The sequence below is a fragment of the Pseudomonas sp. LBUM1671 genome (genome assembly GCF_059695685.1).
In genome coordinates, this window is sequence record NZ_CP166782.1 from 1,900,423 (window position 1) to 1,925,960 (window position 25,538).

29 protein-coding genes and 1 pseudogene are annotated in these 25,538 nt (G+C 58.6%); 16 read left to right on the top strand and 14 right to left on the bottom strand.

What is annotated here, in order from left to right; genetic code table 11:
- Nucleotides 1-105 precede the first annotated feature (105 nt).
- From alc to ACA060_RS08655, 4 genes are all read right to left on the bottom strand, one after another.
- On the bottom strand, nt 106-1,101 hold the full coding sequence (gene alc / locus ACA060_RS08640) for an allantoicase (RefSeq protein WP_059404692.1): 996 nt from the start codon (nt 1,099-1,101) through the stop codon (nt 106-108).
- 90 nt (nt 1,102-1,191) lie between these two features.
- Nucleotides 1,192-1,707 carry a 2-oxo-4-hydroxy-4-carboxy-5-ureidoimidazoline decarboxylase gene (uraD, locus tag ACA060_RS08645; RefSeq protein ID WP_497316620.1) on the bottom strand — a complete coding sequence of 172 codons (516 nt, stop codon included), beginning with the start codon at nt 1,705-1,707 and terminating at the stop codon, nt 1,192-1,194.
- The gene (gene puuE, locus ACA060_RS08650) at nt 1,704-2,630 is read right to left on the bottom strand and encodes an allantoinase PuuE (RefSeq protein ID WP_109628743.1); all 927 of its coding nucleotides are present in this window, start codon (nt 2,628-2,630) and stop codon (nt 1,704-1,706) included. The genes uraD and puuE overlap by 4 nt, the downstream gene beginning before the upstream one ends.
- Before the next feature lie 56 nt (nt 2,631-2,686).
- On the bottom strand, nt 2,687-2,944 hold the full coding sequence (locus tag ACA060_RS08655; RefSeq protein WP_497316622.1) for a hypothetical protein: 258 nt from the start codon (nt 2,942-2,944) through the stop codon (nt 2,687-2,689).
- Between the two features lie 105 nt (nt 2,945-3,049).
- Here ACA060_RS08655 and uraH point away from each other — a divergent pair, with 105 nt between their 5' ends.
- Nucleotides 3,050-3,403 (top strand): hydroxyisourate hydrolase, encoded by a 354-nt coding sequence (gene uraH, locus ACA060_RS08660; RefSeq protein WP_010456673.1) that lies wholly within the window; start codon nt 3,050-3,052, stop codon nt 3,401-3,403.
- A gap of 203 nt (nt 3,404-3,606) precedes the next feature.
- Here uraH and ACA060_RS08665 read toward each other — a convergent pair whose 3' ends face one another.
- The 4 genes from ACA060_RS08665 to folE all read right to left on the bottom strand — a co-directional run bounded on the left by ACA060_RS08665 (nt 3,607) and on the right by folE (nt 7,084).
- Entirely contained in the window at nt 3,607-4,233 is a 627-nt protein-coding gene (locus ACA060_RS08665) for a LysE family translocator (protein ID WP_497316623.1), read from the bottom strand.
- 79 nt (nt 4,234-4,312) lie between these two features.
- Nucleotides 4,313-5,662 (bottom strand): NCS2 family permease, encoded by a 1,350-nt coding sequence (locus ACA060_RS08670; RefSeq protein ID WP_109628747.1) that lies wholly within the window; start codon nt 5,660-5,662, stop codon nt 4,313-4,315.
- A 403-nt stretch (nt 5,663-6,065) separates the two neighbouring features.
- Nucleotides 6,066-6,437, bottom strand: coding sequence for a glutathione S-transferase N-terminal domain-containing protein (locus ACA060_RS08675; protein ID WP_497316625.1), 372 nt, complete (start codon nt 6,435-6,437; stop codon nt 6,066-6,068).
- A 101-nt stretch (nt 6,438-6,538) separates the two neighbouring features.
- Nucleotides 6,539-7,084: a GTP cyclohydrolase I FolE gene (gene folE, locus ACA060_RS08680; protein ID WP_010456659.1), complete on the bottom strand. Its 546-nt coding sequence runs from the start codon at nt 7,082-7,084 to the stop codon at nt 6,539-6,541.
- 370 nt (nt 7,085-7,454) lie between these two features.
- Here folE and ACA060_RS08685 point away from each other — a divergent pair, with 370 nt between their 5' ends.
- Nucleotides 7,455-8,114 carry a hypothetical protein gene (locus ACA060_RS08685; RefSeq protein ID WP_497316627.1) on the top strand — a complete coding sequence of 220 codons (660 nt, stop codon included), beginning with the start codon at nt 7,455-7,457 and terminating at the stop codon, nt 8,112-8,114.
- Between the two features lie 46 nt (nt 8,115-8,160).
- Here the strand turns inward: ACA060_RS08685 and ACA060_RS08690 are convergent, their stop codons facing one another.
- The 3 genes from ACA060_RS08690 to ACA060_RS08700 all read right to left on the bottom strand — a co-directional run bounded on the left by ACA060_RS08690 (nt 8,161) and on the right by ACA060_RS08700 (nt 9,847).
- Nucleotides 8,161-8,718, bottom strand: a complete 558-nt coding sequence (locus tag ACA060_RS08690; RefSeq protein WP_007898817.1) for a Smr/MutS family protein — start codon at nt 8,716-8,718, stop codon at nt 8,161-8,163.
- Nucleotides 8,719-8,805: 87 nt separating this feature from the next.
- On the bottom strand, nt 8,806-9,126 hold the full coding sequence (locus tag ACA060_RS08695) for a hypothetical protein (protein ID WP_010456650.1): 321 nt from the start codon (nt 9,124-9,126) through the stop codon (nt 8,806-8,808).
- 130 nt (nt 9,127-9,256) lie between these two features.
- Nucleotides 9,257-9,847, bottom strand: a complete 591-nt coding sequence (locus ACA060_RS08700) for a cysteine hydrolase family protein (protein WP_109628751.1) — start codon at nt 9,845-9,847, stop codon at nt 9,257-9,259.
- Nucleotides 9,848-10,085: 238 nt separating this feature from the next.
- On the opposite strand from ACA060_RS08700, the gene prmB reads away from it, so the two are divergent.
- Nucleotides 10,086-10,994, top strand: coding sequence for a 50S ribosomal protein L3 N(5)-glutamine methyltransferase (prmB, locus tag ACA060_RS08705; protein ID WP_497316630.1), 909 nt, complete (start codon nt 10,086-10,088; stop codon nt 10,992-10,994).
- A 114-nt stretch (nt 10,995-11,108) separates the two neighbouring features.
- Here the strand turns inward: prmB and ACA060_RS08710 are convergent, their stop codons facing one another.
- Nucleotides 11,109-11,900 (bottom strand): hypothetical protein, encoded by a 792-nt coding sequence (locus tag ACA060_RS08710; protein WP_497316632.1) that lies wholly within the window; start codon nt 11,898-11,900, stop codon nt 11,109-11,111.
- A gap of 99 nt (nt 11,901-11,999) precedes the next feature.
- Nucleotides 12,000-12,999, bottom strand: a pseudogene (locus ACA060_RS08715) (alpha/beta hydrolase).
- A gap of 83 nt (nt 13,000-13,082) precedes the next feature.
- On the opposite strand from ACA060_RS08715, the gene aroC reads away from it, so the two are divergent.
- From aroC to mtnC, 5 genes are read left to right on the top strand one after another with little or no spacing between them, the layout of a single operon-like run.
- Nucleotides 13,083-14,174: a chorismate synthase gene (aroC, locus tag ACA060_RS08720; protein WP_109628758.1), complete on the top strand. Its 1,092-nt coding sequence runs from the start codon at nt 13,083-13,085 to the stop codon at nt 14,172-14,174.
- Nucleotides 14,175-14,208: 34 nt separating this feature from the next.
- Nucleotides 14,209-15,354, top strand: coding sequence for an MFS transporter (locus tag ACA060_RS08725; protein ID WP_497316634.1), 1,146 nt, complete (start codon nt 14,209-14,211; stop codon nt 15,352-15,354).
- Entirely contained in the window at nt 15,351-15,977 is a 627-nt protein-coding gene (locus ACA060_RS08730) for a methylthioribulose 1-phosphate dehydratase (protein ID WP_497316636.1), read from the top strand. The genes ACA060_RS08725 and ACA060_RS08730 overlap by 4 nt, the downstream gene beginning before the upstream one ends.
- A gap of 20 nt (nt 15,978-15,997) precedes the next feature.
- Entirely contained in the window at nt 15,998-16,543 is a 546-nt protein-coding gene (locus tag ACA060_RS08735) for a 1,2-dihydroxy-3-keto-5-methylthiopentene dioxygenase (protein ID WP_109628764.1), read from the top strand.
- 4 nt (nt 16,544-16,547) lie between these two features.
- Nucleotides 16,548-17,231: an acireductone synthase gene (gene mtnC, locus ACA060_RS08740; RefSeq protein WP_497316638.1), complete on the top strand. Its 684-nt coding sequence runs from the start codon at nt 16,548-16,550 to the stop codon at nt 17,229-17,231.
- Between the two features lie 204 nt (nt 17,232-17,435).
- Here mtnC and ACA060_RS08745 read toward each other — a convergent pair whose 3' ends face one another.
- The gene (locus ACA060_RS08745; protein WP_109628767.1) at nt 17,436-17,714 is read right to left on the bottom strand and encodes a DUF3509 domain-containing protein; all 279 of its coding nucleotides are present in this window, start codon (nt 17,712-17,714) and stop codon (nt 17,436-17,438) included.
- A gap of 344 nt (nt 17,715-18,058) precedes the next feature.
- On the opposite strand from ACA060_RS08745, the gene ACA060_RS08750 reads away from it, so the two are divergent.
- From ACA060_RS08750 to ACA060_RS08785, 8 genes are all read left to right on the top strand, one after another.
- Nucleotides 18,059-19,885: a long-chain-acyl-CoA synthetase gene (locus ACA060_RS08750; protein WP_497316640.1), complete on the top strand. Its 1,827-nt coding sequence runs from the start codon at nt 18,059-18,061 to the stop codon at nt 19,883-19,885.
- 112 nt (nt 19,886-19,997) lie between these two features.
- The gene (locus ACA060_RS08755) at nt 19,998-20,516 is read left to right on the top strand and encodes an ankyrin repeat domain-containing protein (RefSeq protein WP_497316642.1); all 519 of its coding nucleotides are present in this window, start codon (nt 19,998-20,000) and stop codon (nt 20,514-20,516) included.
- A 271-nt stretch (nt 20,517-20,787) separates the two neighbouring features.
- Complete coding sequence (locus ACA060_RS08760; protein ID WP_109628771.1) at nt 20,788-21,318, top strand: hypothetical protein; 531 nt, start codon at nt 20,788-20,790, stop codon at nt 21,316-21,318.
- 64 nt (nt 21,319-21,382) lie between these two features.
- Nucleotides 21,383-21,574, top strand: coding sequence for a PLDc N-terminal domain-containing protein (locus ACA060_RS08765; protein ID WP_010456621.1), 192 nt, complete (start codon nt 21,383-21,385; stop codon nt 21,572-21,574).
- A gap of 264 nt (nt 21,575-21,838) precedes the next feature.
- A complete protein-coding gene (gene speE, locus ACA060_RS08770; RefSeq protein WP_109628773.1) occupies nt 21,839-22,714 on the top strand; it encodes a polyamine aminopropyltransferase in 876 nt (291 codons plus the stop codon).
- Nucleotides 22,715-22,936: 222 nt separating this feature from the next.
- A complete protein-coding gene (locus tag ACA060_RS08775; RefSeq protein ID WP_109628775.1) occupies nt 22,937-23,170 on the top strand; it encodes a hypothetical protein in 234 nt (77 codons plus the stop codon).
- A gap of 214 nt (nt 23,171-23,384) precedes the next feature.
- Nucleotides 23,385-23,726 carry a ribonuclease E inhibitor RraB gene (locus tag ACA060_RS08780; RefSeq protein WP_109628776.1) on the top strand — a complete coding sequence of 114 codons (342 nt, stop codon included), beginning with the start codon at nt 23,385-23,387 and terminating at the stop codon, nt 23,724-23,726.
- A 399-nt stretch (nt 23,727-24,125) separates the two neighbouring features.
- Complete coding sequence (locus ACA060_RS08785; RefSeq protein ID WP_109628778.1) at nt 24,126-25,535, top strand: circularly permuted type 2 ATP-grasp protein; 1,410 nt, start codon at nt 24,126-24,128, stop codon at nt 25,533-25,535.
- Nucleotides 25,536-25,538 lie beyond the last annotated feature (3 nt).

The following is a 25,538-nucleotide window of genomic DNA, read 5'->3' on the forward strand; positions in this document are numbered from 1 at the left end:
TGAGTTCTGTGTTGTTTGTTCTATTGCTATCGCTAGCAGGCTAGCTCCCACATTTGGAATGCATTCCCCTGTGGGAGCCAGCCTGCTGGCGATTGGGTTCAGCGCTTATTTAGCGACCTTGCCCAATACCCGTAGGCGGCTAACACCACCATCCGGGAACACGTTCAGGCGGATGTGGGTGATAGGACCCAGCGCCTTGATCTGCTCGGCGAAGGTGTGTTCGGCGTGCATTTCCAGTTTCTGCGCCGGCAGCAGTTCGCGCCAGAACAGCGACTGGGTTTCGATCTGGCTGTCAGTTCCGCCCTTCACGAACGCGCCCTGGATCGAGCACGTGTCCGGGTAGTTGCCTTTGAAGTGCAGGGTGTCGACGATGACTTTCTCGATCTCGCCGGCATGACCCAGCGCGACGATGACCCAGTCATTGCCCGGCGTACGACGACGTGCGGTTTCCCAGCCGTCGCCCATGTTGATGCCACGGCCCGGGTTGAGGATGTTGCTCATGCGGCCGAAGTGTTCGTCGGAGCAGGCGAGGGCGCGGCCACCGTTGAGGGCTGCAGCCAGGTCAACCTGCTCGTTGTCGCCGACAGCGGACCAGTCGCGGAACGGAATGCCGTACACACGCAGACGGGCCACGCCACCATCCGGATAGATGTTGAAGCGCAGATGGCTGAACGCCTGGTCGTTGCTGATTTCGTGGTAGTGATGGCTGTTGCCTTGCAGCTCGACGGCCGACAGCACTTCAGTCCACTGGGTGTTGTCGTCCGGCTCACCCGAAGCCAGGAAGCAGGCCTCCAGGGACGCCGATGGCGGGAAGTTGCCGGTGAAGAATGAAGTGTCGATGTCCACGCCTTTGATCGAACCCGGTACGCCCAGGCGGATCACCGCGCTGTCGTAGCCTTCGAAGCGCTTGCGGCGCGACTCCCAGCCGTCCATCCACTTGCCGTTGTCATCGAACACGCCTTCTTTCCACACAGCCGGAGTCGGCTGGAACAGGCGGTTGGCATCAGCGAACCAGTCATCGGTGACCGAGATGATTTTGGTGCCCAGACGGGCGTCGGCCAGGTTGACGAACTTCTCGAAAGGTACGGCGTAAGCTTTCATTCTTCTTGTCTGCCTTTAATAAGTTGGCTTGGGATGCTTGCAGGGCCCTGGGAAACGCAAGCGTTCATGAGGTTTCTCGGGCCAGGCTCGCTATAGGGTCAGTAAACGGAACAAGGCGATCTTGTTGATCTCCGCCAGCGCGCATTTGAATTCGGTGTCTGCCGAGTTGTGAATGCGCGTTTCGAACGCCGCGAGGATCTGATGCCGGTTGCTGCCTTTTACCGCCATGATGAAGGGAAACTTGAACTTGGCCTTGTAGGCGTCGTTCAGCTCGGTGAAGCGAGAAAACTCTTCGGCCGTGCATTGGTGAATACCGGCGCCAGCCTGTTCATTGGTGCTGGCTTCGGTCAGTTGGCCCTGGACGGCGGCTTTGCCGGCCAGGTCCGGGTGAGCGTTGATCAGGGCCAGTTGGCTTTCGTGATCGGCGCTCAACAGGATGTCGCTCATGCGTTGGTGCAGGGTTTCGATCTCGTCGATCGAGGCGTCCTGGCCCAAATCGAAGGCCTTCTCGGCCACCCATGGCGAATGTTCGTAGATGTCGGCGAAAGCGGCGACAAACGCGTCGCGGGCCAGGGTCGAGGGTTTCAGCGTTTGAAAGGTGCTCATTTGGCAGCCTCTTGGTACGGGTGGGTTTCGTGCCAGTGGCGAGCGATGTCGACGCGACGGCTAAACCACACCTGTTCATGACTTTTAGCGTATTCGATAAAGCGTTTGAGCGAGGCCAGACGCGCCGGACGGCCGATCAGTCGGCAGTGCAGGCCGATCGACAGCATTTTCGGTGCATCGGCGCCTTCGGCATACAGCACGTCGAAGGCGTCTTTGAGGTATTCAAAGAAGTCGTCGCCCTTGTTGAAACCCTGGACCTGGGTGAAGCGCATGTCGTTGGTGTCCAGCGTGTACGGGATCACCAGGTGCGGCTTGCCGGTCGGGTTGTTCGGTTCCCAGTAGGGCAGGTCGTCGTCGTAGGTGTCGCAGTCGTAGAGGAAACCGCCTTCTTCCATCACCAGGCGACGGGTGTTCGGGCCGGTGCGGCCGGTGTACCAGCCCAGTGGGCGCTCGCCGGTGATTTCGGTGAGGATGCGGATCGCTTCGAGCATGTGCTCGCGTTCCTGCGCTTCGTCCATGTACTGGTAGTCGATCCAGCGATAACCGTGGCTGCAGATTTCGTGGCCGGCCTCGACCATCGCGCGGATCACATCCGGGTGACGCTGGGCGGCCATGGCCACGGCGAAGATGGTCAGCGGAATGTCGAATTCCTTGAACAGTTTCAGAATCCGCCAGACGCCGGCTCGGCTGCCATACTCGTAAAGCGATTCCATGCTCATGTTGCGCTCGCCCTGCAGCGGCTGCGCCGAGACCATCTCCGACAGGAAGGCTTCGGATTCTTTATCGCCGTGCAGGATGTTGCGCTCGCCGCCTTCTTCGTAATTGAGCACGAACGACAGGGCTATGCGGGCATTGCCCGGCCAGTGTGGGTGAGGAGGGTTACTGCCGTAACCGATCAGGTCGCGTGGGTAGTCAGCGCTCACTGCAGTCTTCCTTCTTATTCGTTGACAGGTTGTGTGGCGTGCCTGCAGATGGGAAGTCAGGCTGGCGTCACAGCGATGGGCTGATTGTATACAACTTTATGTTCACTTTGTAAGCCTGATTTTTTGCATTTTTGATGAGCTGTCATTTGTTCATGTTGTTGCAAGAAACCTGCCTGAATGGTCAGCTTATGGAGGGAAGATCCTTTGAACGTATGGTTTGGCGTTAGATTTTCCGTATTTCCATGAATGGCGAGGGTAGCGCTAAAAATGTCGTTTTTATTGTGTACAATTTTTATGAAAAGTGTCTTAATCAATCGCTCGCCGCAGCGTTTCGTGCTCCGAATCGGTGCGGTCTCCTTTTCAACTGACTTCGGGAGGCGCGAGGTCTGACTGCTCCATGCAGCAGGCGCGCAGAATCAATGGGACGTTTGACTACACACGTTTTGGACGCTGCACACGGTTGCCCGGGCAGCTCGATCAAGGTCGAGTTGTACCGCGTTGAAGGCTCGCAGCTGGAATTGGTCGCCAGCGCGATCACCAACAGCGACGGCCGTGTCGATGCTCCGTTGCTGCAAGGCGATGACTACCGTTCCGGGGTCTATCAGGTTCAGTTTCATGCGGGCGATTACTACCGCGCCCGCGGCGTTCAGCTGCCGGAGCCGGCGTTTCTGGATGTGGTGGTGCTGCGGTTTGGCATCTCTGCGGAACAGGATCACTACCATGTGCCGTTGCTGATTTCGCCGTACAGCTATTCCACGTACCGCGGCAGCTGATCCCCCAAGCAGCTGCCTCAACCTGGAAGCGACTGCGCATATAGCTTCTTTGGTCTTTCGCCCGCTCACACTGCGGGCTTTTTTTTGCCTGGTGAAACGTGGCGTCCGTGCAGGCGTAATCGCTAGCAGGCTAGCTCCCACAGGAGGCTTGCGAACGCCGCAAATCCAATGTGGGAGCTAGCCTGCTAGCGATGCTTTAGACTTTAGCGGCTCAACAACGAAGCCGCACCGGCACCACTGAACAACCCCGCACTCACCCGATTAAACCAACTCTGCCCCTTGCCACTGCGCAAGTACCGCGCCGCGCCGTGGGCTCCCAGCCCGTAAGCCAACTTGCACAGCAAATCCAGTACGGTCCACGTTGCAATCATCACCAGCAATTGCGGCAGGAACGGTTGCCCGGCACTGAGGAACTGCGGAAGGAAAGCGGCGAAGAACAGAATGTCTTTCGGATTGCTCGCACCCAGCACAAACGCGCGCCCGAACAGTGCGCGAAAGCGTGGCACTGGCGCAGCCTGGGGCACTTCAGCGCCGACGGAGGGCAGCCGCGATTGCTGCCAGCTCTGCCAGGCGAGGTAGAACAGGTACAGGGCGCCGACGATTTTCAGCGCGCTGAACAGCTGTTCCGATGCCAGCAGCAACGCACCCAAGCCAAGTGCGGAAGCGCTTAACAGGCAGATCGAAGCAAACACGCCGCCCAGAAACGCCGGGTAAGAACGGCGCAAACCGTAATTCAGACTGTTGCTGATCATCAGCAAAGACAGGGGCCCCGGGATCAGGATCACCACCAGCGCAGCGGCGCTGAACAGCAGCCAGGTTTCCAGACTCATCACTTTCCTCCATTTGTGCAAAAGCCCCACCCGCCGGGGTGAGGCTGTTTTGAAACACTGTTTTTGAAACGTGGACGGCTTACAAGAAAATGAACTTGGCGATGAAGATCGCGCACAGCACCCACAGACTGACGGAGATTTCCTTGTGCTTACCGGTGAAAGCCTTCAGCACCACGTACGTGATAAAACCCAGCGCGATGCCGTCGGCGACCGAGAAGGTCAGCGGCATCATGATCGCGGTGACGATCGCCGGAATGCTGTCGGTCGCTTCGTCCCACTCAATGTGCGCCATACCGCCCATCATCAGCATCGCCACATAAATCAGCGCACCGGCGGTGGCGTAAGCGGGAATCATGCCAGCCAGCGGTGCGAAAAACATTGCCGCAATAAATAGCACACCTACGGTCACGGCGGTAAGACCAGTCCGACCACCCGCCGCTACACCCGCGGCACTTTCCACGTAGCTGGTGACGGGAGGAACACCCACCACCGCACCAAACACGCTGGACGCACTGTCGGCTTTCATGGCGCGGGAGAGGTTTTCGATGCGGCCGTCAGCGTTCACCAGGTTGGCGCGCTGGGCGACGCCCATCAGGGTGCCAGCGGTGTCGAACATGTGCACGAACAGGAAGGCCAGCACCACGCTGATCATGCTGACGTTGAATACGCCGGCAACATTCATGGCCATCCAGGTCGGCGCCAGGCTCGGCGGGGCAGACATGATGCCTTCGTAGTGGACGAGGCCCAGGCCCCAGCCCGCGAGGGTCACGGTGATGATGCTGATGAGGATTGCACCGAACACTTTGTGGTAGCTGAGCACGGCGATCATCAGGAAGCAGATGGCGGCCAGCAGCGGGCCGGGTTCGCGCAGAGAGCCGAGTTTGATCAGGGTGGCCGGGCTATCGACGACGATGCCGGCGGTTTTCAGGCCGATCAACCCCAGGAACAGACCTACGCCGGCGCCCATGGCATAACGCAAGCTCACAGGAATGCTGTTGAGTAGCCATTCGCGAATCCGCGAAAAGGTCAGGAACATGAACAACACACCGGAAACAAACACCGCGCCAAGGGCGGTTTCCCAGTTGTAGCCCATGGTGCCGACCACGGTGTAGGTGAAGAACGCGTTCAAACCCATGCCAGGCGCGAGGCCGACCGGCCAGTTGGCGTAAAGGCCCATCAACAGGCAACCCAGGGCAGCAGCGATGCAGGTCGCGACGAACGCGGCACCGTGATCGATCCCGGCGTCGGCCATGATGTTGGGGTTGACGAAGATGATGTAGGCCATGGTGATGAAGGTTGTCAGACCGGCAATCAGCTCGGTCTTCACCGTGGTGCCATGCAAGCTGAGTTTGAAGATGCGCTCCAGCCAGCCATTGCGTAACGGCGGCGAGAGTTCCAACGTCGGGGCTTCGGATTTGCGGCTTTCCACAGCGAATACTCCTCAAGAGTTTTATTTTTATTTCCAGGGCCGGACCCATGAGGGTGGCAGCGGCCCTTTGAGGCACTTGCGAATTTGTTGACCGGCTGGTCAGAAACTCGCACGAAGTGGATTATGCTTTTGTATACAAATAAAGCAAATAATGTTTTTGGTTTTGTAGACGAAAAGTTTGGCAATAGGGATATATCGCTGGGAGGGAGGCTTTCGCGAGCCGTCTCGCCGGTGTGCGGGCGAAAAAAAACCGGCGATCGGCCGGTTTTTTCTGTTCGGGATTTGCAGTGTTGGTGCGGGCCTCATCGCGGGCAAGCCCGCTCCCACAGGTTTTGTGTGCACCACAGATCACTGTGGGAGCGGGCTTGCCCGCGATGGCGTCAGTCAAATCACCACAAAACCATCAGGCCGCTGCGAACCGCTTATCCAGATAATCAATAATCGCCTTGGACTCATACATCCAGGTGGTCTGCCCATTCTCTTCAATGCGCAGGCACGGCACCTTGATCTTTCCACCTTGCTCAAGCAGGGTCTGGCGATCCTGTTCGCTGTTCTTCGCATCGCGCAATGCCACCGGCACATTCAGGCGACGCAGCGTGCGGCGGGTTTTCACGCAGAACGGGCAGGCGTGGAACTGATACAACGTCAGGTCCTTGGCGGCCGTTTCGACCTGGGCCTGAGCGGCGGCAGGGCGCTGCTTTTTGCCTGGACGGGTGATGAAGTCGATGAAGATGATCAGTTGGCCAAGGCCGACACGAAGCGCTTTTACGAACACGGAATAAGCCTCACAGGGCGAACGGAAGGCGCGCAGCTTACCTGATTTTTCTCGGGCGAAAAAAAACCGGCGATGAATGCCGGTTTTCTTCGTGTAACAAATTACTTGATCAGGCTGAGAAACTCGCTGCGGGTCGCCGCGTTTTCGCGGAACTCACCCAGCATCACCGACGTGATCATCGACGAGTTCTGTTTCTCCACACCGCGCATCATCATGCACATGTGCTTGGCCTCGATCACCACCGCAACGCCCAAGGCGCCGGTGACTTGCTGGACCGCATCGGCGATCTGGCGGCTGAGGTTTTCCTGGATCTGCAGGCGGCGAGCGTACATATCGACGATCCGCGCGACTTTCGACAGGCCCAACACTTTGCCGCTCGGGATGTACGCAACGTGCGCCTTGCCGATAAACGGCAGCAGGTGGTGTTCGCACAACGAGTAGAGCTCGATGTCCTTGACCAGCACCATTTCGCTGTTGTCGGAGCTGAACAAGGCACCGTTGGTGACTTCTTCCAGTGTCTGTTCATAGCCGCGGCAAAGGTACTGCATGGCTTTGGCGGCACGCTTTGGCGTGTCGAGCAGGCCCTCGCGGGAGACGTCCTCGCCCAATTGGCCGAGAATCGCGGTGTAATTCTGTTCCAGTGTCACAGAGGCTGATTCCATAAGGGTTTCAGGAGGGTACTTATTCTGTCTGTACCAATTTTGTATCAATCGAGCTGTTTCGTTTGCCTAGGTCATCCAGTCGGTGCTGGAGGTCCACAGGGCATAGGTCGACAGCATCTGACGCTTTGACCGAGCTTAAAGGCAGTGATTGCAGGGTTTCATACCCGTCGTGCTGCACATGGTAGCTTAAGTGTGTCGGCAGTTGTATGGCCGGCGGGCGTGAACCTTCAATCCGGTCGGTGCTGACCTGAGGTATCTGCAGACCACACCGGCCTGCTTGGGTTGAAGAGACAAATCTGATCTAGGGCTGATAGCATTGGGCTATCCCTTGCCCTCTATCCCAGGAACGGAATCCATGTTTAAAAAAACCTGTGCGCTGGCCCTGTCCATGGTAGCCATTATCTCGAGTGCGCAGAATGCAGTTGCAACTGACAACCTGTTTAAAAACTACGCTTATGACTCACCTATCTCAAAGTATACTGAGGCTACCGGTTATCATGATTGTTCGTCGCAGGTAGGTACTACGGCTAAATGTACTGAATTGGTTTTTATTGAAAATAAATTCACAGCATCGCTAGTTTTCAAAAATGACAAGCTTTCGATGGTTTCGCTACGTTCCCCGTTTGATCGTGAGTTGTACCTGCGCGCCATGGCTGCCGTTAGGAAGAGCTTTGGCATGGCAGTGATTAGCAATGGGGAATCTACTATCGATATACTTTATCTGGCGAGCAGATTGACAAAAGCCGAGGATGTAAAAATCGGAGTTTCTAATTATGAAAGTATGGCCTTGGGGGCGGGTCATGTTGCTTATACTTTCATAGATAATAGAGTTTCGATTGGATATGCTAAAAACTTTCGTCGATTATTATTATTGGCCCCTGACAATGTGAGGACCGTAGATCTAATCGTCAATAGCGTAGGTAAAGATGCTTATTTGATTTTAAAGTTTTCCTTTCCAAAGCTTGACCAAAAAAAGCTGGATCAGCAGGCAAATAAGCCAGTCGAGTCGTTTTAAAGAAAATTGCCATAGGGCACGGCGCTGCAAGCGTGAAGCGACAGCTTTACTCGTCACGACCCTCCATCATGGTCCGTTTGAGCATCACATAAACCGCGCCGGCACCGCCATGTTTCGGTTGGCACGAGGTGAAGCCGAGCACCTGTGAATGCTGACGCAACCAGGTGTTGACGTGGCTTTTGATCATCGGCCGCTTGCCGTCCAGACGCACGGCTTTGCCGTGGGTGACACGCACGCAGCGGATTTCGAATTTGGTCGCTTCGGCCAGGAATGCCCAGAGGGTTTCCCGGGCTTTCTCCACGTTCATGCCATGCAGGTCGAGGCTGCCTTCGAACGGGATCTGTCCGATCTTGAGCTTGCGCATCTGGCTTTCCTGAACACCGTCGCGGGCCCACATCAGTTCGTCTTCCGGACCGACATCGATCACGAACTGGTCAGACAGACCATCAACGGTGGTGGCATCGGTGCGAACGGTCGCGGCCTGGCGTAGCTTGGCGATTTGCGCACGGTCGGCCTTGGGTTTGCCGGTTTCGGCGCGATCGTGCTTGATCGGCTTGACGCCTTGGATCGCACTTTTGAACAGGGAAAAATCGTCGTCTTGCATGTCAGCCTCCGCGAAGGGCGGCCAGTCTACCCAAGTCGAGGCGCTATCCATAACAATTGAGGCCCGCCTGAGCGCCGGGCCTTTGATTCAATCGTGTTTTTTCATCAGGTGCGGGGACATGTTCAGCTCTCGCGACTGGCGCGAGCGGCGACGGCAGCGACGCCACAGCCACACCCCGATATAAAGCACGAACAGGCCAACCGCCAGAATGATCGCCGAGCCCAGCGGGCTGGCATTCAACTCGCCCAGGGCCGGGGGACGGCCCAGCAGACTGGCGGCACCGGCCATGGCCAGCAACACACCGCACGTCGCCAGCAAGGCAGCAAAAGCTGCGCCGAATCGAAAACGCCAGTTGCGTTGGCCCTTGGGCCGCAAGCGGCGTGCATCAAAACCATCGGATAACTTCATTCCGACCTTCCTCAATGGGTATCGGCCCTTCGACCGGGAGTTGTCCGGGTTGTTCCTGAGGCTAAGTCAATTGCAGCAAATGAGAGGCTTTTGCGGATGAGCGGCGGTATTGACCGCTCTTCGAAGCCGATCAAATCAGTTCGTGAGTCAGTGCGAGGGTGGCGAAGTTGTCCGCCATGATCGCCATTTCGGTCTGTTGAACGTGCTCGGCCGTGAGTACACCACCTTTGTAGGGCAAATCGCGCGTCGCGCAGGCGTCTTCAACCAGAGTGCAGCGAAAGCCCAGGTTCTTTGCTGCACGCACGGTAGTGCTGACACTGGAGTGGCTCATGAAGCCGCACACGATCAGGTCCAGGGAACCCAGGTTCTGCAAGCGTTCCAGCAATTCGGTGCCGTGAAACGCACTCGGCAGCAGTTTGCCGATAATGGTTTCGTCCGCCTGTGGCTCCAGGCCCGGGATGAACTCACCGCGTTCGCCCTGTGGATCGAACAGCCCGCCGACAGTGCCGAGATGGCGCACATGCACGATCGGACGACCGGCTGCACGGGCAGCGGCGACCAGTTGCTTGATGTTCGCGACGGCAGCATCCATGCCGCTCAGGGCCAGCGGGCCGCTGAGGTATTCTTTCTGGGCATCGATGATGATGAGGGTCGCTTGGCTCAGTTTGGCCGCCGGGTAACCGCGACCGCTGAGTTGAAACATCGTTTGTGGAACGGACATTCTGGGGCTCCTTGGAGTGGGGCTTTTGCGACATTGTCCTCTGGCTGAGCGGTTCTGTGAATCGCTACTATCGTAGACGCCGTCGTTGCTGGCGTGCAGCCTTGTCAAGATGCAGGTTTTGTTCAGTAGCCAACAGCAAAAATGGATGTGTCCTACATCCGATCCGCTGTTTTCCCGCGTCGTCGTGGCGCGTTTTGGCTGTTAGAATCGCCAGTCGTTTTTTCTGGAGTTTACCCCCGTGATCACTTCCCGCCTTCGTACCCTGCGTGACCATATCCGTTGGGCCGTCAGCCACTTCCATGGGGAGGATCTGTTTTTCGGCCATGGGACCGACAACGCCTGGGACGAAGCCCGTCAACTGGTGTTGGGTGCCTTGCACCTGCCGTGGGAAATCGCCGACAGCTACCTCGACTGCAATCTGGAAGAGGACGAGTTGGTCAACCTGCAACGCCTGCTCAAGCGCCGTATCGAAGAGCGCATCCCGACTGCTTACCTGCTGGGCGAAGCGTGGTTTTGTGGCATGTCGTTCATCGTCGACGAGCGCGTACTGATCCCGCGTTCACCGATTGGCGAGCTGATCGAAAAACGCTTTGAACCCTGGCTGGGCGCCGAGCCTGCGCGGATTCTGGACCTGTGCACCGGTTCCGGCTGCATCGGCATCGCCTGCGCCTACGAATTCCAGAACGCCGAAGTGGTGCTGGCCGATCTGTCGTTCGAAGCGCTAGAAGTGGCCAACCAGAACATTGAGCGTCACGGCGTTGATGAGCGGGTCTACACCGTTCAGGGTGACGGGTTTGATGGCTTGCCGGGTCAGCGTTTCGACCTGATCGTGTCGAACCCGCCCTACGTCGATGCGGAAGATTTCGCCGACATGCCGGACGAATATCAGCACGAACCCGAGCTAGGCCTGGCCTGCGGTGATGATGGTTTGAACCTGGTGCGACGGATGCTCGCCGAGGCGGCAGATCATTTGACCGAGAAGGGCTTGCTGATTGTTGAAGTGGGCAACAGCCAGGTTCACGTCGAGGCGTTGTACCCGGAAGTCGACTTCGCCTGGCTCGATTTCGAACGCGGCGGGCATGGTGTGTTCATGTTGAGCGCAGAGCAGTGCCGCGATCATCAGGCCCTGTTCGCTTCCCGCGTCTGACTGAATTGGCTTTTGTGGCGAGGGGATTTATCCCCGTTGGGCTGCGAAGCGGCCCCCAAAAGAGGGACTGCTACGCAGTCCAACGGGGATAAATCCCCTCGCCACCAAAAGCAATCAGCGGTGCGTAGCAATCCAGATCAACAACCCCGCCTGAAACACCGCAAACGCCACCAGACACGTAATGGTAAAGCGCAGCCCGGCGTCTTCACGCTTGTACTTGCTGACCTTTTCTTCGTGTTTCTTCAGCTTCACTTCCTGCTCGGCCAGATTCTGCTCGGCCTGCTGAAGCATCTGCGCGGCTTCAAGGATTTCCACCAGTTGCAGCTTTTCGCTGTTCCAGTCACCCACAAGGTCTTCGACCTTTACTTCTTTGACGCTGCCTTTCAAATGCTGGGCGTCGGCGTAGACCACCTCAAACCCATGCGCCTTCAGAAAGTGATCGCGGCGCAGGCGGGTGTCTTCGTTCAACGCATCTTTATTGTTCAGATCGGTGCCGTCGACCGTGTAGCCGGGCCAACGCTTTTTCGCCCAGGTGATCCCTTGGGCGGCCATGAACCGGCCGATGCCACGGTTGATCGGTTCAATCTGCAAGCCGCTATCGGGCTCGAAATGCACACGTTTGGTGGTGTGATTGACCCACACGTCCAAGTGGTTCTGCTCTTTGCGCACGCGCTGGCCAGGCAGCTTGATGCTCATGCGCATCAGGCTGTAGTCCTTGCTGTTGCGGTCGGCGTAACCGAACTCGACAAAGCGCAGCGGCCGCCCACCGGTGTTGCGGTCGGTCTGCAGCGGCGCCAGACGGAGCATCTTGTGGTGCTCGACGTGGACGTCCGCCCACGGCAGCTCGACCGCTGGCGGTGCGTCTTTTTCAGCGGTCGTGTCGGGTGAAGTCTGGGTATCAGTCATAACGGCGAGATCCTGTCCAAGCTCTGCTTGTCGCCAGTCATAGCGCTGGCGACAAAGGCTTATCGGCCGTTTTTTTCAGGACTGGAGGGCAAAAGCCTCTTAACTGGCGCGAAGTCCGTCAATAAACCCGAGGATTCGTGCACCAAGTTCGGCGGCCAGGGGCAATTGTGGATCCTTGTAAGAGGCCATTTGCCGTTTCACGTCGTTGGGCACGATGCGCATGACGTGGTTCATGCCTTCGATCAGCGCCAGTTCGGCGTCCGGTTTTGCCGCCTTTAGCATTCGGGCGTCACCGACGCCGACCTGGATGTCGTTGCTGCCCTGAATGATCAGCGCCGGCATCTTCAACTTGCCGAACGCTGCCGCCGGATCCTGACGGAACAACGAAATCAGATACGGCTGCACACTCGGGCGGAAGATCACCTGCAACTGCGGTGGCACGTTGTCGTCGGTTTTGCCGGCCTTGAGGCTGTCGAGCAGTTCATTGCTGCGCAGCATCAGCGGCGGTGGCAGGCGATTGCTCAATTGCTGACGCAACACCTCATCGATCGGCCGGGCGCTGCCGGACATGGAGATGACCGCTGCGGCTTCGACGCTCGGTGCCGCGAGGCTGGCAATCAAGGCGCCTTCGCTGTGGCCCAGCAAAATCAGCTGGCCAAAGCGCGGATCGGTCTTGAGCTTGCGGCCCCAGGCCTCGGCATCGGCCACATAGGCTTCCACCGACAGATTGCGCTCGTCCGGCGTCGCCGCAAGGCTCGCCGCCACGCCGCGCTTGTCGTAACGCACGCTAGCGATGTTGTGTTTGGCCAGCACCCAGGCCAGCCGCTTGAGGCTGTCGTTGCGTCCGCCATCGGGGTTATTTCCGTCACGATCCGTAGGACCAGAGCCGGAAATAATCAGGACAACCGGCACCGGGGTCTCGGATTTCGGCAGCAACAGCGAGCCGAAAAGCTCGCCGGTGCCGGTATCCAACGTGATCGGGCGTTGCAGGACAGTGGCCTGGGCAAAGCCGGTAAACAGGGTAAGGCTCAAGGCTAGAACTCGCAGCATCATCACGCCATCATTCACAAAGGTGCCGGTTGGACTCGCGGGCACCCATAAGGTTCGAGGATGAACTACTTGGGTAGCCTGCGTATACTGGCGCGCATTACGTATTCAGGTTCATTTCACGGAGCGTCCTGCATGTCCGGCAATACCTACGGCAAGCTGTTCACTGTCACCACCGCGGGCGAAAGCCATGGTCCGGCGTTGGTCGCCATTGTCGACGGCTGCCCGCCGGGGCTGGAGATTTCCCTTGAGGATTTGCAGCGCGACCTGGACCGCCGCAAACCCGGCACCAGCCGCCACACCACGCAACGCCAGGAAGCCGACGAAGTCGAAATCCTCAGCGGCGTATTCGAAGGTCGCACCACCGGTTGCGCCATCGGCCTGCTGATCCGCAACACCGACCAGAAGTCCAAAGACTACTCGGCGATCAAGGATCTGTTCCGCCCGGCCCACGCCGACTACACCTACCACCACAAATACGGCGAGCGCGATTACCGCGGCGGTGGTCGCAGCTCCGCCCGTGAAACCGCCATGCGTGTGGCGGCCGGTGCGATTGCCAAGAAATACCTGGCCACCCAGGGCATCGTCATTCGCGGCTACATGAGCCAGCTCGGCCCGATCGAAATCCCGTTCAAGACCTGGGATTCGGTGGAAGACAACGCGTTCTTCAGCCCTGACCCGGACAAGGTGCCGGAGCTGGAGGCCTATATGGACCAGTTGCGCCGTGATCAGGATTCGGTCGGCGCAAAGATCACTGTCGTCGCCGAAGGCGTGATGCCTGGCCTCGGCGAGCCGATCTTCGACCGCCTCGACGCCGAACTGGCCCATGCACTGATGAGCATCAACGCGGTCAAGGGTGTGGAAATCGGCGCCGGTTTCGCCAGCGTTGCCCAGCGCGGCACCGAACACCGCGATGAAATGACCCCGGAAGGTTTCCTCAGCAACAACGCCGGCGGTATTTTGGGCGGCATCTCGTCCGGTCAGCCAATCGTTGCGCACCTCGCGCTTAAGCCGACCTCGAGCATCACCACGCCGGGCCGCTCCATCGACGTTCATGGCAACCCGGTGGACGTGATCACCAAGGGCCGTCACGACCCGTGTGTCGGCATCCGCGCCACGCCGATCGCCGAAGCGATGATGGCCATCGTGCTGATGGACCATCTGCTACGTCATCGTGGGCAGAATGCCGACGTGCGCGTGAGCACGCCGGTGCTGGGTCAGCTTTAATGGCTGACCTTTACGCCGCAGCGGCCTGACGGCCGTGGCGGCGCTCCCGTACTGGCGGCTTTCCAGTTTTTATCTGTTCTATTTCGCCTTGCTCGGTTCGACAGCACCGTTTCTGGCGCTGTACTTCGATCACCTGGGCTTTTCCAGCGCGCGCATCGGCGAGCTGGTGGCGATCCCGATGCTGATGCGCTGCGTGGCGCCGAATATCTGGGGCTGGCTCGGTGACTACACCGGCCGTCGCCTGGCCATCGTGCGCTTCGGCGCCGTCTGCACACTGCTGACGTTTTCGCTGATTTTCGTCAGCAAAACCTACGCCTGGCTGGCGATGGTCATGGCCTTGCATGCGTTCTTCTGGCACGCGGTGTTGCCGCAGTTCGAAGTCATCACCCTCGCTCACCTGAAAGGGCAGACCTCGCGCTACAGTCAGATCCGCCTCTGGGGTTCCATCGGTTTCATCATCACCGTGGTCGCGCTCGGCCGGATGTTCGAATGGCTGAGCCTCGACATCTACCCGGTGGCGCTGGTGCTGATCATGGCCGGCATTGTCGTCAGCAGCCTGTGGGTGCCCAACGCTCAACCGGTTCAGGGCGAGCGAATTGCCGGAGACGGGTTTCTCAAGCAATTGCGCAATCCCGGTGTGTTGGCGTTTTACGGCTGCGTCGCGCTGATGCAGGTGAGCCACGGGCCTTATTACACCTTTTTGACCCTGCACCTTGAACGGCTCGGTTACAGCCGGGGCGTTATCGGCATGCTCTGGGCGGTCGGCGTGGTCGCCGAAGTCCTGATGTTCCTGGCCATGAGCAAGATCCTCGCGCGCTTTTCGGTGCGTAGGGTCCTGTTTGTGAGCTTTCTGCTGGCGGCCGTGCGCTGGTTGCTGCTGGGTTCGTTGGCTGAATTCCTCTGGGTGCTGTTGTTTGCCCAAGTGCTGCACGCCGCAACGTTCGGCAGCTTTCACGCCGCTGCCATCCAGTTCGTGCAACGTAGCTTCGGTGCGCGCCAGCAAGGGCAGGGCCAGGCGCTTTATGCCGCGCTGGCCGGCACCGGCGGCGCATTGGGCGCGTTGTACTCCGGCTACAGCTGGAACGCCCTTGGTGCCACGTTCACCTTTAGTATTGCCAGTCTCGCAGCCTTCGCCGCTGCCGTTATCATTGCCACACGTATGCAAGAGGACAGGCCATGAGCCTTACCCGTGAACACCTCGCCCAGGAAATCATCGACGCCGGGCGTTTTCTGTATGGCCGCGGCTGGTCGCCGGCCACCAGCAGCAATTACTCGACCCGCCTGTCGCCGACCGAGGCGCTGTTGACTGTGTCCGGCAAGCACAAAGGCCAGTTGGGTCCAAATGATGTGCTGACCACCGACTTGTCCGGCAACAGCCTGGAACCGGGCAAAAAGCCGTCCGCCGAAACCCTGCTGCACACCCAGCTCTACAGCTGGCGCCCGGAGATCGGCGCGGTGCTGCACACCCATTCGGTGAACGCCACGGTGCTGTCGCGCCTGACGCCAGACGCGTTCATCGAGTTCGAAGATTACGAACTGCAAAAGGCCTTCAGCGGCGTCTCGACCCACGAGTCCCGGGTGCGCGTGCCGATTTTCGACAACGATCAGGACATTGCGCGCCTCGCCGCCAAGGTGCAGCCTTGGCTCGAAGCCCATCCCGATTGCGTCGGCTACCTGATTCGCGGCCACGGCCTCTACACCTGGGGCGCGCGGATGAGCGACGCGTTGCGGCAGATTGAAGCGTTTGAATTTCTGTTCGAGTGCGAGTTGAAGATGCGCTCACTCTTGAACCATAAAAGCTGAACCGTTAAGGAGTTGCCCTGATGAGCAGCCTGTCCGTTTACCACGTCTCAAGCCCTGACATTCCGAACAAGGTGCTGACCCATTTCGAAGACATCGCCTCGACCCTGGCCGAGCAGGGCGTGCGTTTCGACCGCTGGCAAGCCACGGCGAAAATCCAGCCCGGCGCCAGCCAGGAAGAAGTGATCGCCGCGTACCAGGAACAGATTGACAAGCTGATGACCGAGCGCGGTTACGTCACCGTCGATGTGATCAGCTTGAACAGCGATCACCCGCAAAAAGCAGAGTTGCGCGCCAAGTTCCTCGACGAACACCGCCATGGCGAAGACGAAGTCCGATTTTTCGTCGCCGGCCGTGGGCTGTTCACCCTGCACATCGACGATTACGTCTACGCCGTGCTCTGCGAGAAGAACGACCTGATCTCGGTGCCGGCCGGCACGCCGCACTGGTTCGACATGGGCGAGCATCCGCATTTTGTCGCGATCCGTCTGTTCAACAACCCTGAAGGCTGGGTGGCCAAGTTCACCGGCGAAGACATCGCCAGCCGCTTCCCGCGTCTTGAGGACTGAGCCGATGCCGATCAAAGCGATTCTCACCGACATCGAAGGCACCACCAGCGCGGTGAGTTTTGTGTTCGACGTGCTGTTCCCATACGCCGCCAAACACCTGCCGGACTTCGTTCGCCAAAACGCCGAGCGCCCGGATGTGGCCGAGCAACTGGCCGCTGTGCGCCGCGACAGCAACGAGCCGGACGCCGATGTTGAGCGGGTGATCGACATCCTGCTGGGCTGGATTGCCGAAGACCGCAAGGCCACGCCGCTGAAAGCATTGCAGGGCATGGTGTGGGAGCAGGGCTATCAGGCCGGGCAGTTGAAAGGCCACGTTTACCCGGATGCCGTCGAAGCGCTCAAGCGCTGGCATCAAGACGGTTTCAAACTGTTTGTTTATTCCTCGGGCTCGATCCAGGCGCAAAAGCTGATCTTCGGCTGCTCGGAGGCGGGGGATTTGTCGGCGCTGTTCAGCGGCTACTTCGACACCACGTCGGGGCCCAAGCGTGAAGCGCAGTCTTACGTGCGCATCGCCCAATCCATCGGGGTTGAGGCTGCGCAGATTGTGTTCCTCTCCGATATAGTCGAAGAGCTGGACGCGGCGCGCACGGCTGGCATGGCCACCTGCGGACTGGCCCGAGAAGGTGGGGAGCTGGCAGGGCATGTAACCGTCGACAGCTTTGCGCGGATTGATCCCTCCACCTTCTAAATCACAACACCCTACCCGTAGGAGCGAAGCTTGCTCGCGAAGGCGGCGTGTCAGTCAACATTAATACTGTCTGACACGCCGCCTTGGCGAGCAAGCTTCGCTCCTACAAAGGCTCGGTGTAGGTTCAGAAACTAAACAGGCCGTGGAGCGAAAGCTCTCACGGCCTGTTTGTTTGCAACGTATTTCTTTACACAACCGCAGGGTTCACGCCGAGTGATAGGTCGGCAGGGCAAACCGTTGCTGGCTTTGCAGCATGGAGATCTGCGGCAGCTCGCTGGCCTGTTCGGCCAGGTCACGGCGAATTGCACTGATCACCCACGACAACTGATCGCCGGCATGCAATTGCTGGTACGAAATCGAACGCTTGAACACTTTGCCTTCGGCGCTGCGCAGGGTCAGCAGAATGCCGCCATCCGGACGTGGTTGGGTGTTCACTTCGAAGTTGGAGAACAGGGAGGTAAATTTTTCTTGGATCAGGCTCATGTCTATCAGCTCCGTTAGCACTTGATTGGCAAGCATGGAGAGGTAGTTGCAGTGATTGTGCCAGCACCTGATATTTTTAAAATGCTTATAAATCAATAAGTTATGTTTTCAGTGGTTTTTTGCTTTCGTGCAATCTGCATGAATGGCCATCGTGCATCCTGCATTTTGCGTGGTCGGCCATGATTCGATGGAACCAATCACCCTCGCTGAGGTTCCCGATCTCGAACGCACCGGGCGCGGATACAAAACATTTCAAAAACCGCGTGTACAGCTCAAGAACCCCTGACGTATTTTCGGGCTCATAGACCGCCACCCGACAATAAAAAGATCGAACGGGAGCAAGCATGAGCGACACGATTACCTGGGGCATGATGCTCCGCAAGCTGCCTTCCATTGCCAAAGCCATTCCGCGAGTGGTGAAAGGCATGAAAGTCGCCAACGTCAAGGACCCGACCCAACCGTGTGGCCTCGGCTGGACGTTCGAGCAAGCGACCTTGCGCAATCCCGACGGCCCGGCGTTGCTGCAGGGGGACGTGACGCTGAGTTATGCACAGGTCAACCAGTGGGCCAATCGCATCGCCCATCACCTGATCTGCGAAGGCATCAGAAAGGGCGATGTGGTCGCGGTTTTTCTTGAGAACCGTCCGGAGTTGCTGGTGACGATATTGGCAGTGGCCAAGGTCGGTGCGATCAGCGCCTTGCTCAATACCTCGCAAACCCGCGACACCCTGGCCCACAGCCTGAACCTCGTGGCACCAGCGGCGATCATTGTCGGCGAAGAACTGGTCCCGGCTTTCAGTGCAGTCCGCGAGCGGGTGTCGATCGAGCCGACGCGCACCTGGTTCGTTGCCGATCAAGACACCTACCGGCATCCGGGCAATGCGCCCGACGGTTTCATCAATCTGATGAGCGCCAGCGCTCAAACGTCCAGTGGGAATCCGGCCAGCAGCCAGCAGGTTTTCTTCGACGATCCTTGTTTCTATATCTACACCTCAGGCACCACCGGATTGCCCAAGGCGGGTGTTTTCAAACACGGTCGCTGGATGCGCAGCTCGGCGAGTTTTGGCCAGATCGCCCTGAATATGCAGCCGCAGGATGTCGTCTATTGCACCTTGCCGCTGTACCACGCCACCGGACTCTGCGTGTGCTGGGGCTCGGCGATCAGCGGCGCCGCAGGATTTGCCATCCGCCGCAAGTTCAGCGCCAGCCAGTTCTGGAATGATGTGCGCAAATACCAGGCGACCACCCTCGGTTATGTCGGCGAATTATGCCGCTACCTGGTGGATCAACCACCCTCGGCCGACGACAACCAGCACCGCGTGACCAAGATGATCGGCAATGGCTTGCGGCCCGGTGCCTGGCGCGAGTTCAAGACGCGCTTTGGCGTTGATCACATCTGCGAGCTATACGCCGCCAGCGACGGCAACATCGGGTTCACCAACATCCTCAACTTCGACAACACCATCGGTTTTTCCCTGATGGCCTGGGAGCTGGTGGCCTACGACCACGACAGCGGCCTGCCGATTCGGGACGCCAAGGGCTTCATGCGCAAAGTCGCCAAGGGCGAGCAAGGTCTGTTGCTGGCGAGAATCGACGACAAGGCGCCACTGGACGGTTACACCGATCCGCAGAAAACCGAAAAAGTCGTGCTCCACGACGTGTTCACCCAGGGCGACCGCTACTTCAATACGGGCGACTTGCTGCGCAACATTGGTTTTGGCCATGCGCAGTTTGTGGATCGGTTGGGCGACACCTACCGCTGGAAGGGTGAAAACGTCTCGACCACCGAGGTCGAGAACATCCTGCTGCAACACCCGAATATCTCTGAAGCCGTGGCGTATGGCGTGGAAATCCAGAACACCAATGGACGTGCCGGCATGGCTGCTATCACCCCGGCGGAGTCCTTGGCGACCCTGGACTTCAGCGAGTTGCTGGCGTTCGCCCGCCAGCAAATGCCAGCGTATGCGGTGCCGCTTTTCCTGCGGGTGAAAGTGAAAATGGAAACCACCGGAACCTTCAAATACCAGAAGACCCGGCTCAAGGACGAAGCCTTCGACCCCGGCAAAACCGGCGATGACCCGATCTACGCCTGGCTGCCCGGCACCGAGACTTACGTGCAAGTCACTCCGCAGTTGCTGGCGGATATTCACGGCGGCGCTTTTCGTTATTGAAAGCAGCGCTATTGAATGTGGCTATGACGGCGCTCGAGAAAAAAGAAGTGACAGCCTCGGGGCTGCTCGGGAAACTGTCGGCTTTCCCGAATGACAGAAAGTGGAGTCCCCAATGTCAGACCAAAGCCGCCAGATGACCCCCGAAGAAGCCGCTGAATTTGCCGAACAGGTATTCAACAAGGCGCGTGAGGGCGATGCGGCCATGATGGCTGCGCTGCTGACCAAAGGCCTGCCGCCGAACCTGCGTAACCACAAGGGCGACACGTTGCTGATGCTTGCCGCTTACCACGGCCATGTGGAGACGGTAAAAGTGCTGCTGGAACACAAGGCCGATCCGGAAATCCGCAACGACAACGGCCAGAGTCCGATTGCCGGTGCCGCGTTCAAGGGCGACCTGGCGGTGGTCGAGGCGTTGGTCGAGGGTGGTGCGCAAGTGGAAGGTTCGTCCTTCGATGGCCGCACGGCGCTGATGATGGCGGCGATGTTCAATCGCGTTGAAATCGTTGATTACCTGATCAGCAAAGGCGCCGACCCGAAAGCCAAGGATGCCAATGGCGTCACAGCGCTGGATGCCGCGAAGACCCTCGGCGCTGTCGATACCACTGCGCAGCTGCAAAAACTGCTGGCCTGATTTCGCACGGTCCCCTGTGGTGGGTCATCCTGTTCACTTAAAATAATCTTCAGTCGAGCAGAATCCTGTGGCGAGGGGGCTTGCCCCCGTCCGGCTGCGAAGCAGTCGCAAAACCGGACAACTCGGTTTGTCTGAGCGGACGCTGGGGGCCGCTTCGCTGCCCAACGGGGGCAAGCCCCCTCGCCACAGGGAGCTCACCACAAGTCCGCATCTCACGCTGAATGCGCTATCCTTCGCGCCCTCAAAATTCACTCGCTACAGGATCCGCCCCATGAAAGCCGCACTCGTCGAACTCATCACTAAAATCAGCTCCGGGTGCATGAGCGATGACGAAATCCTGAAAGTCGCCGACGAAGCGGCCCAGGCCTACGCCGATCCCGAGGCTTTCCTGACGGCCAATCCGGACATCAACTACGACGACACCTTCCCGATTCCACTGGGCGAGTGGGTGGTGGTCGGCAGCCTGCCGGAAACCGTGCTGTTCCAGGCCGACACCTACGTGGACCTGTTCGCCCAGATCGTCGCCTCGTTTGGCCCCGGTGTTGATTTCAACATCAAGCCCAAGCAACTGGCCAAGACCGAAGCCCTGACCGCGCTCAATCGCATTCAGGTGCAGATGGGCAGCATGAACAAGGAAAACGGCGGTTACACGCTGATGAACTTCAGCCAGTTGCTCGACGACGAACTGCAAGTGGTGCTGGTCTTCGGCAACGACGTACCGCGCGTGCTCGAGTTGTGCGCCGAAGTGGGCATCACCGCCGCACCCTCGCTCGAAGCCCTGAAAATCGCGGTCCACGTTTAAAAAGCGGAACCCTCGCAAGGCCCGGCTATCCTAAGAGTGCACACCACTCTTAGGGAGCGACACCATGGGTTCCACGTTCAACGGCCTGATTGGCCTGATTATTCTTGTCCTGGACATCTGGGCAATCATCAACGTGCTCAAAAGTGGCGCCGACACAGGGATGAAAATCATCTGGGTGCTGCTGATCCTGCTGCTGCCGGTCCTGGGCCTGATCATCTGGGCCATCGCCGGGCCACGGGGCAATGTCCGGATCTGAATACGCAACCAAAGCCATCACTATTCCCCTGTGGGAGCTAGCCTGCTAGCGATAGCGGAGTGTCAGCCACAACTTTACTGACTGACACTCCGCTATCGCTAGCAGGCTAGCTCCCACAGGTATTGTGTCGACTCATCAAGTGAGGTTCGACCTGTCATCTTCCGCAACGTAGAATGCGCGCCTTTCCCGGTTAATCGAGCCGATCGATTAGCCGTCATGGGCGGGTAACCGTCCGTTGCCACCGCATTCATCGGAGCACTTCCCATGAGCAACATCACCACCAGCGATTACCTGGAAACCCTCTACGAAGGCTACGGCCAGCGTTTTCGCATGGAAAAACTGCTGCACGAAGTGCGCACCGAACACCAGCACCTGGTGATTTTCGAAAACCCGCGCATGGGCCGGGTCATGGCGCTGGACGGTGTGATCCAGACCACCGAAGCCGACGAATTCATTTACCACGAGATGCTCACCCACGTACCGATCATCGCCCATGGCTCCGCCAAGCGCGTGCTGATCATCGGTGGCGGCGACGGCGGCATGCTGCGTGAAGTGGCCAAGCACCGCAGCATCGAGCACATCACCATGGTCGAGATCGACGGCACCGTGGTCGACATGTGCAAGGAATTCCTGCCGAACCACTCCAAGGGTGCGTTCGATGATCCACGCCTGAACCTGGTGATCGACGACGGCATGCGTTTCGTCGCCACCACCACTGAAAAATTCGACGTGATCATTTCCGACTCCACCGACCCTATCGGTCCGGGTGAAGTGCTGTTCTCGGAAAACTTCTACCAGGCCTGCCGTCGCTGCCTGAACGAAGGCGGCATCCTCGTGACCCAGAACGGCACGCCGTTCATGCAGATCGAAGAAGTCAAAACCACTGCCGGTCGCCTGCGCAGCCTGTTCCCGGACTGGCACTTCTATCAGGCGGCGGTGCCGACCTACATCGGTGGCTCGATGACCTTTGCCTGGGGCGCGACCAACACGGCCTATCGCAAGTTGTCCCGTGAAACCTTGCAGCAGCGTTTCGCCGGCAGCGGCATCATCACCCGCTACTACAACCCGGAAATCCACATCGGCGCCTTCGCCTTGCCGCAATACGTGCTGCAAGCGATCAACAAGCCAAGCAACGACTAAACTCAAGATGTACGCATAACCCCTTGTGGGAGCGGGCTTGCTCGCGAAAGCGGTTCTCCATTCAACAGTGATGTTGCCTGACAGACTGCCTTCGCGAGCAAGCCCGCTCCCACAGGTTCTGTGTTTTTCATACTTCTACGCGGTAATCCGTTTGAACGATCACTCAGGCCAAAAGTCCAGATGGTTGTAAGCCCATTTGCGGGTTTGTTCGAGGAGGCACTGATGCAAAAGTGGAAAATCACTTTCGTGGATGATCACGGTGAAACACTCGATGAAGTCTTTGAGTGCGAGGAATGCCCGGACAACGAGCAAGCCGCGAAACTCATCAAGGCCCGGCTCCTTCCTGTCGCCGCCGAACTGGATCTGAACGATCTGGAAGGGCGAACCGCCGACGCAAGCGTCAAAGATCTCAAGACCCAGAACAGCATACAAATCCTCGGCATCACGCCAATCTGAACAACACCTGTCTCATTCTTATCCAGGCCTTGGCAGCGCCTCTGTCTTGGGGCTACTCTGCAAGCGAGATCAGCGAACGGATCGCTAAGGTCTGGTCTTGTCAGCTACATGCTTGCTTCCCACCGGCAACGTTGTTGCCGCATCGCTCGCACCAATCGGTTGCGAGTGCCGGGAATACGGAAAGTCTATCCATCAAGATTGAGGGGGACGTTTCATGAGCACAGCCTATCAAGAAGACATCAGCAGCAGCGTGTTGCGCCGCATGAAAGAAGGCGGTTTCGATTTCTCACGATTCCATCCCATCGAGTTCTACGCCATTTTCCCGGACGAGGAGCGGGCACGCAGGGCGGCAGGGCAATACAAGGGTGAATCGTTGAACGCGCAAATCAGTGTGCGCGATGACGGCGCATGGGCGCTCGAACTGAGCAAAGTCATGTACGCCACCTACGATGACATCGGCGATTTCGAACAGGGTTTCGAGGCGGTGGTTGAGCCTCTGGGCGGTATCATCGAAGGGTGGGGCGTCAAGCAGGAAGTACGAGGGCGACTCGCATAACGTTATGAACAGTGACAACGCTCAGCAACGGCTGACCTTCGGGTTGGCCGTTTTCGTTTATGGCGCCCGGAACATCCCCTCGGCAAAACCCTGAAACAAGAATCCGACGCAAAAAAAACCGCCTGAGCAGGCGGCTAAAGGGAAGTTTTGGTCAGGTTTTGCAGCGAATGCGCGGATTATCCGCAGCGCCGGCCGGGCAGTGAAATCAACTCTGACTATGCTGGTGATAGGCGACAACGTCGCCTTGCAATGAAGCGGGGGCGATCAGGTTGGGGCGTTTGCTGCACAGGATTGGTGCGGTGCAAACGGCGTGATTATCCAACTGGTTGATAACAAAGCGTTTCTGCCGATGGCACGGGCCTTGCGAAGCCTAGATGTCCGGGTGACAAGGAGTACGGCATGATCCGCACCTATTTTGATGAGATGTACGATGCAGGCGGCCAGGTCCGCCCGCATTATCGGGAGTTTGCCCGTTGGCTGGCCGAGACGCCTGACGAGCTTTTGGCACAACGGCGACGCGAGGCCGATCTGTTATTTCATCGCGCCGGGATTACCTTCACGCTCTACGGGGACGAGCAGGGCACAGAGCGCCTGATTCCTTTCGACACCATCCCGCGCAGCATCCCCGCCAGTGAATGGCGGATCGTCGAGCGCGGCTGCATCCAGCGGGTCAAGGCGTTGAACATGTTCCTCGCCGACCTCTACCATGAGCAGCGCATCATCAAGGCCGGCATCATTCCGGCCGAGCAAGTGCTGGCCAACGAGCAATACCAGCTGGCGATGCAAGGGCTCGATCTGCACCGCGATATCTACTCGCACATCTCCGGCGTCGACCTGGTGCGCGATGGTGACGGCACGTACTACGTGCTCGAAGACAATCTTCGTACACCCAGCGGCGTGAGCTACATGCTCGAGGACCGCAAGATGATGATGCGGCTGTTCCCCGAACTGTTCTCGGCCCAGCGCATCGCGCCGATCGATCATTATCCGAACCTGTTGCTCGACACCCTGAAAAGCTCCAGCCCGATCGATAACCCGAGCGTGGTGGTGCTGACGCCGGGTCGCTTCAATAGCGCGTTTTTCGAGCATGCCTTCCTGGCGCGGGAGATGGGCGTCGAGTTGGTTGAGGGCGCGGACCTGTTCGTGCGTGACGACAAGGTGTTCATGCGCACCACGGACGGGCCGAAAGCCGTCGACGTGATTTACCGTCGCCTCGACGATGCGTTCCTTGATCCGCTGGCGTTCAACCCGGACTCGATGCTCGGCGTTCCAGGGCTGCTGTCGTCTTACCGCTCTGGCAACGTGGTGCTGGCGAATGCCATCGGCACCGGGGTGGCGGATGACAAGTCGGTGTATCCGTTTGTCACCGACATGATCCGTTTTTACCTGGACGAAGAACCGATCCTGAAGAACGTGCCGACGTTCCAGTGTCGCAATCCTTCTGAGCTTTCCCACGTACTGGCCAATCTTCCAGACCTGGTGGTCAAGGAAACCCAGGGCTCCGGCGGTTACGGAATGCTGGTGGGGCCGGCGGCGAGCGCGGCGGAAATCGAGTCGTTCCGCGCACGGATAAAAGCCAAGCCCCACGCGTACATCGCGCAACCGACGTTGTCGCTGTCGACCTGTCCGACCTTTGTCGAAAACGGCATCGCGCCACGTCACATCGACCTGCGTCCGTTTGTATTGTCTGGCCGCGAAACCCGGGTTGTGCCCGGTGGTTTGACCCGTGTTGCCCTGCGTGAAGGCTCCCTGGTGGTGAACTCATCCCAGGGCGGCGGCACCAAGGACACCTGGGTAGTCGAGGATTGAAGG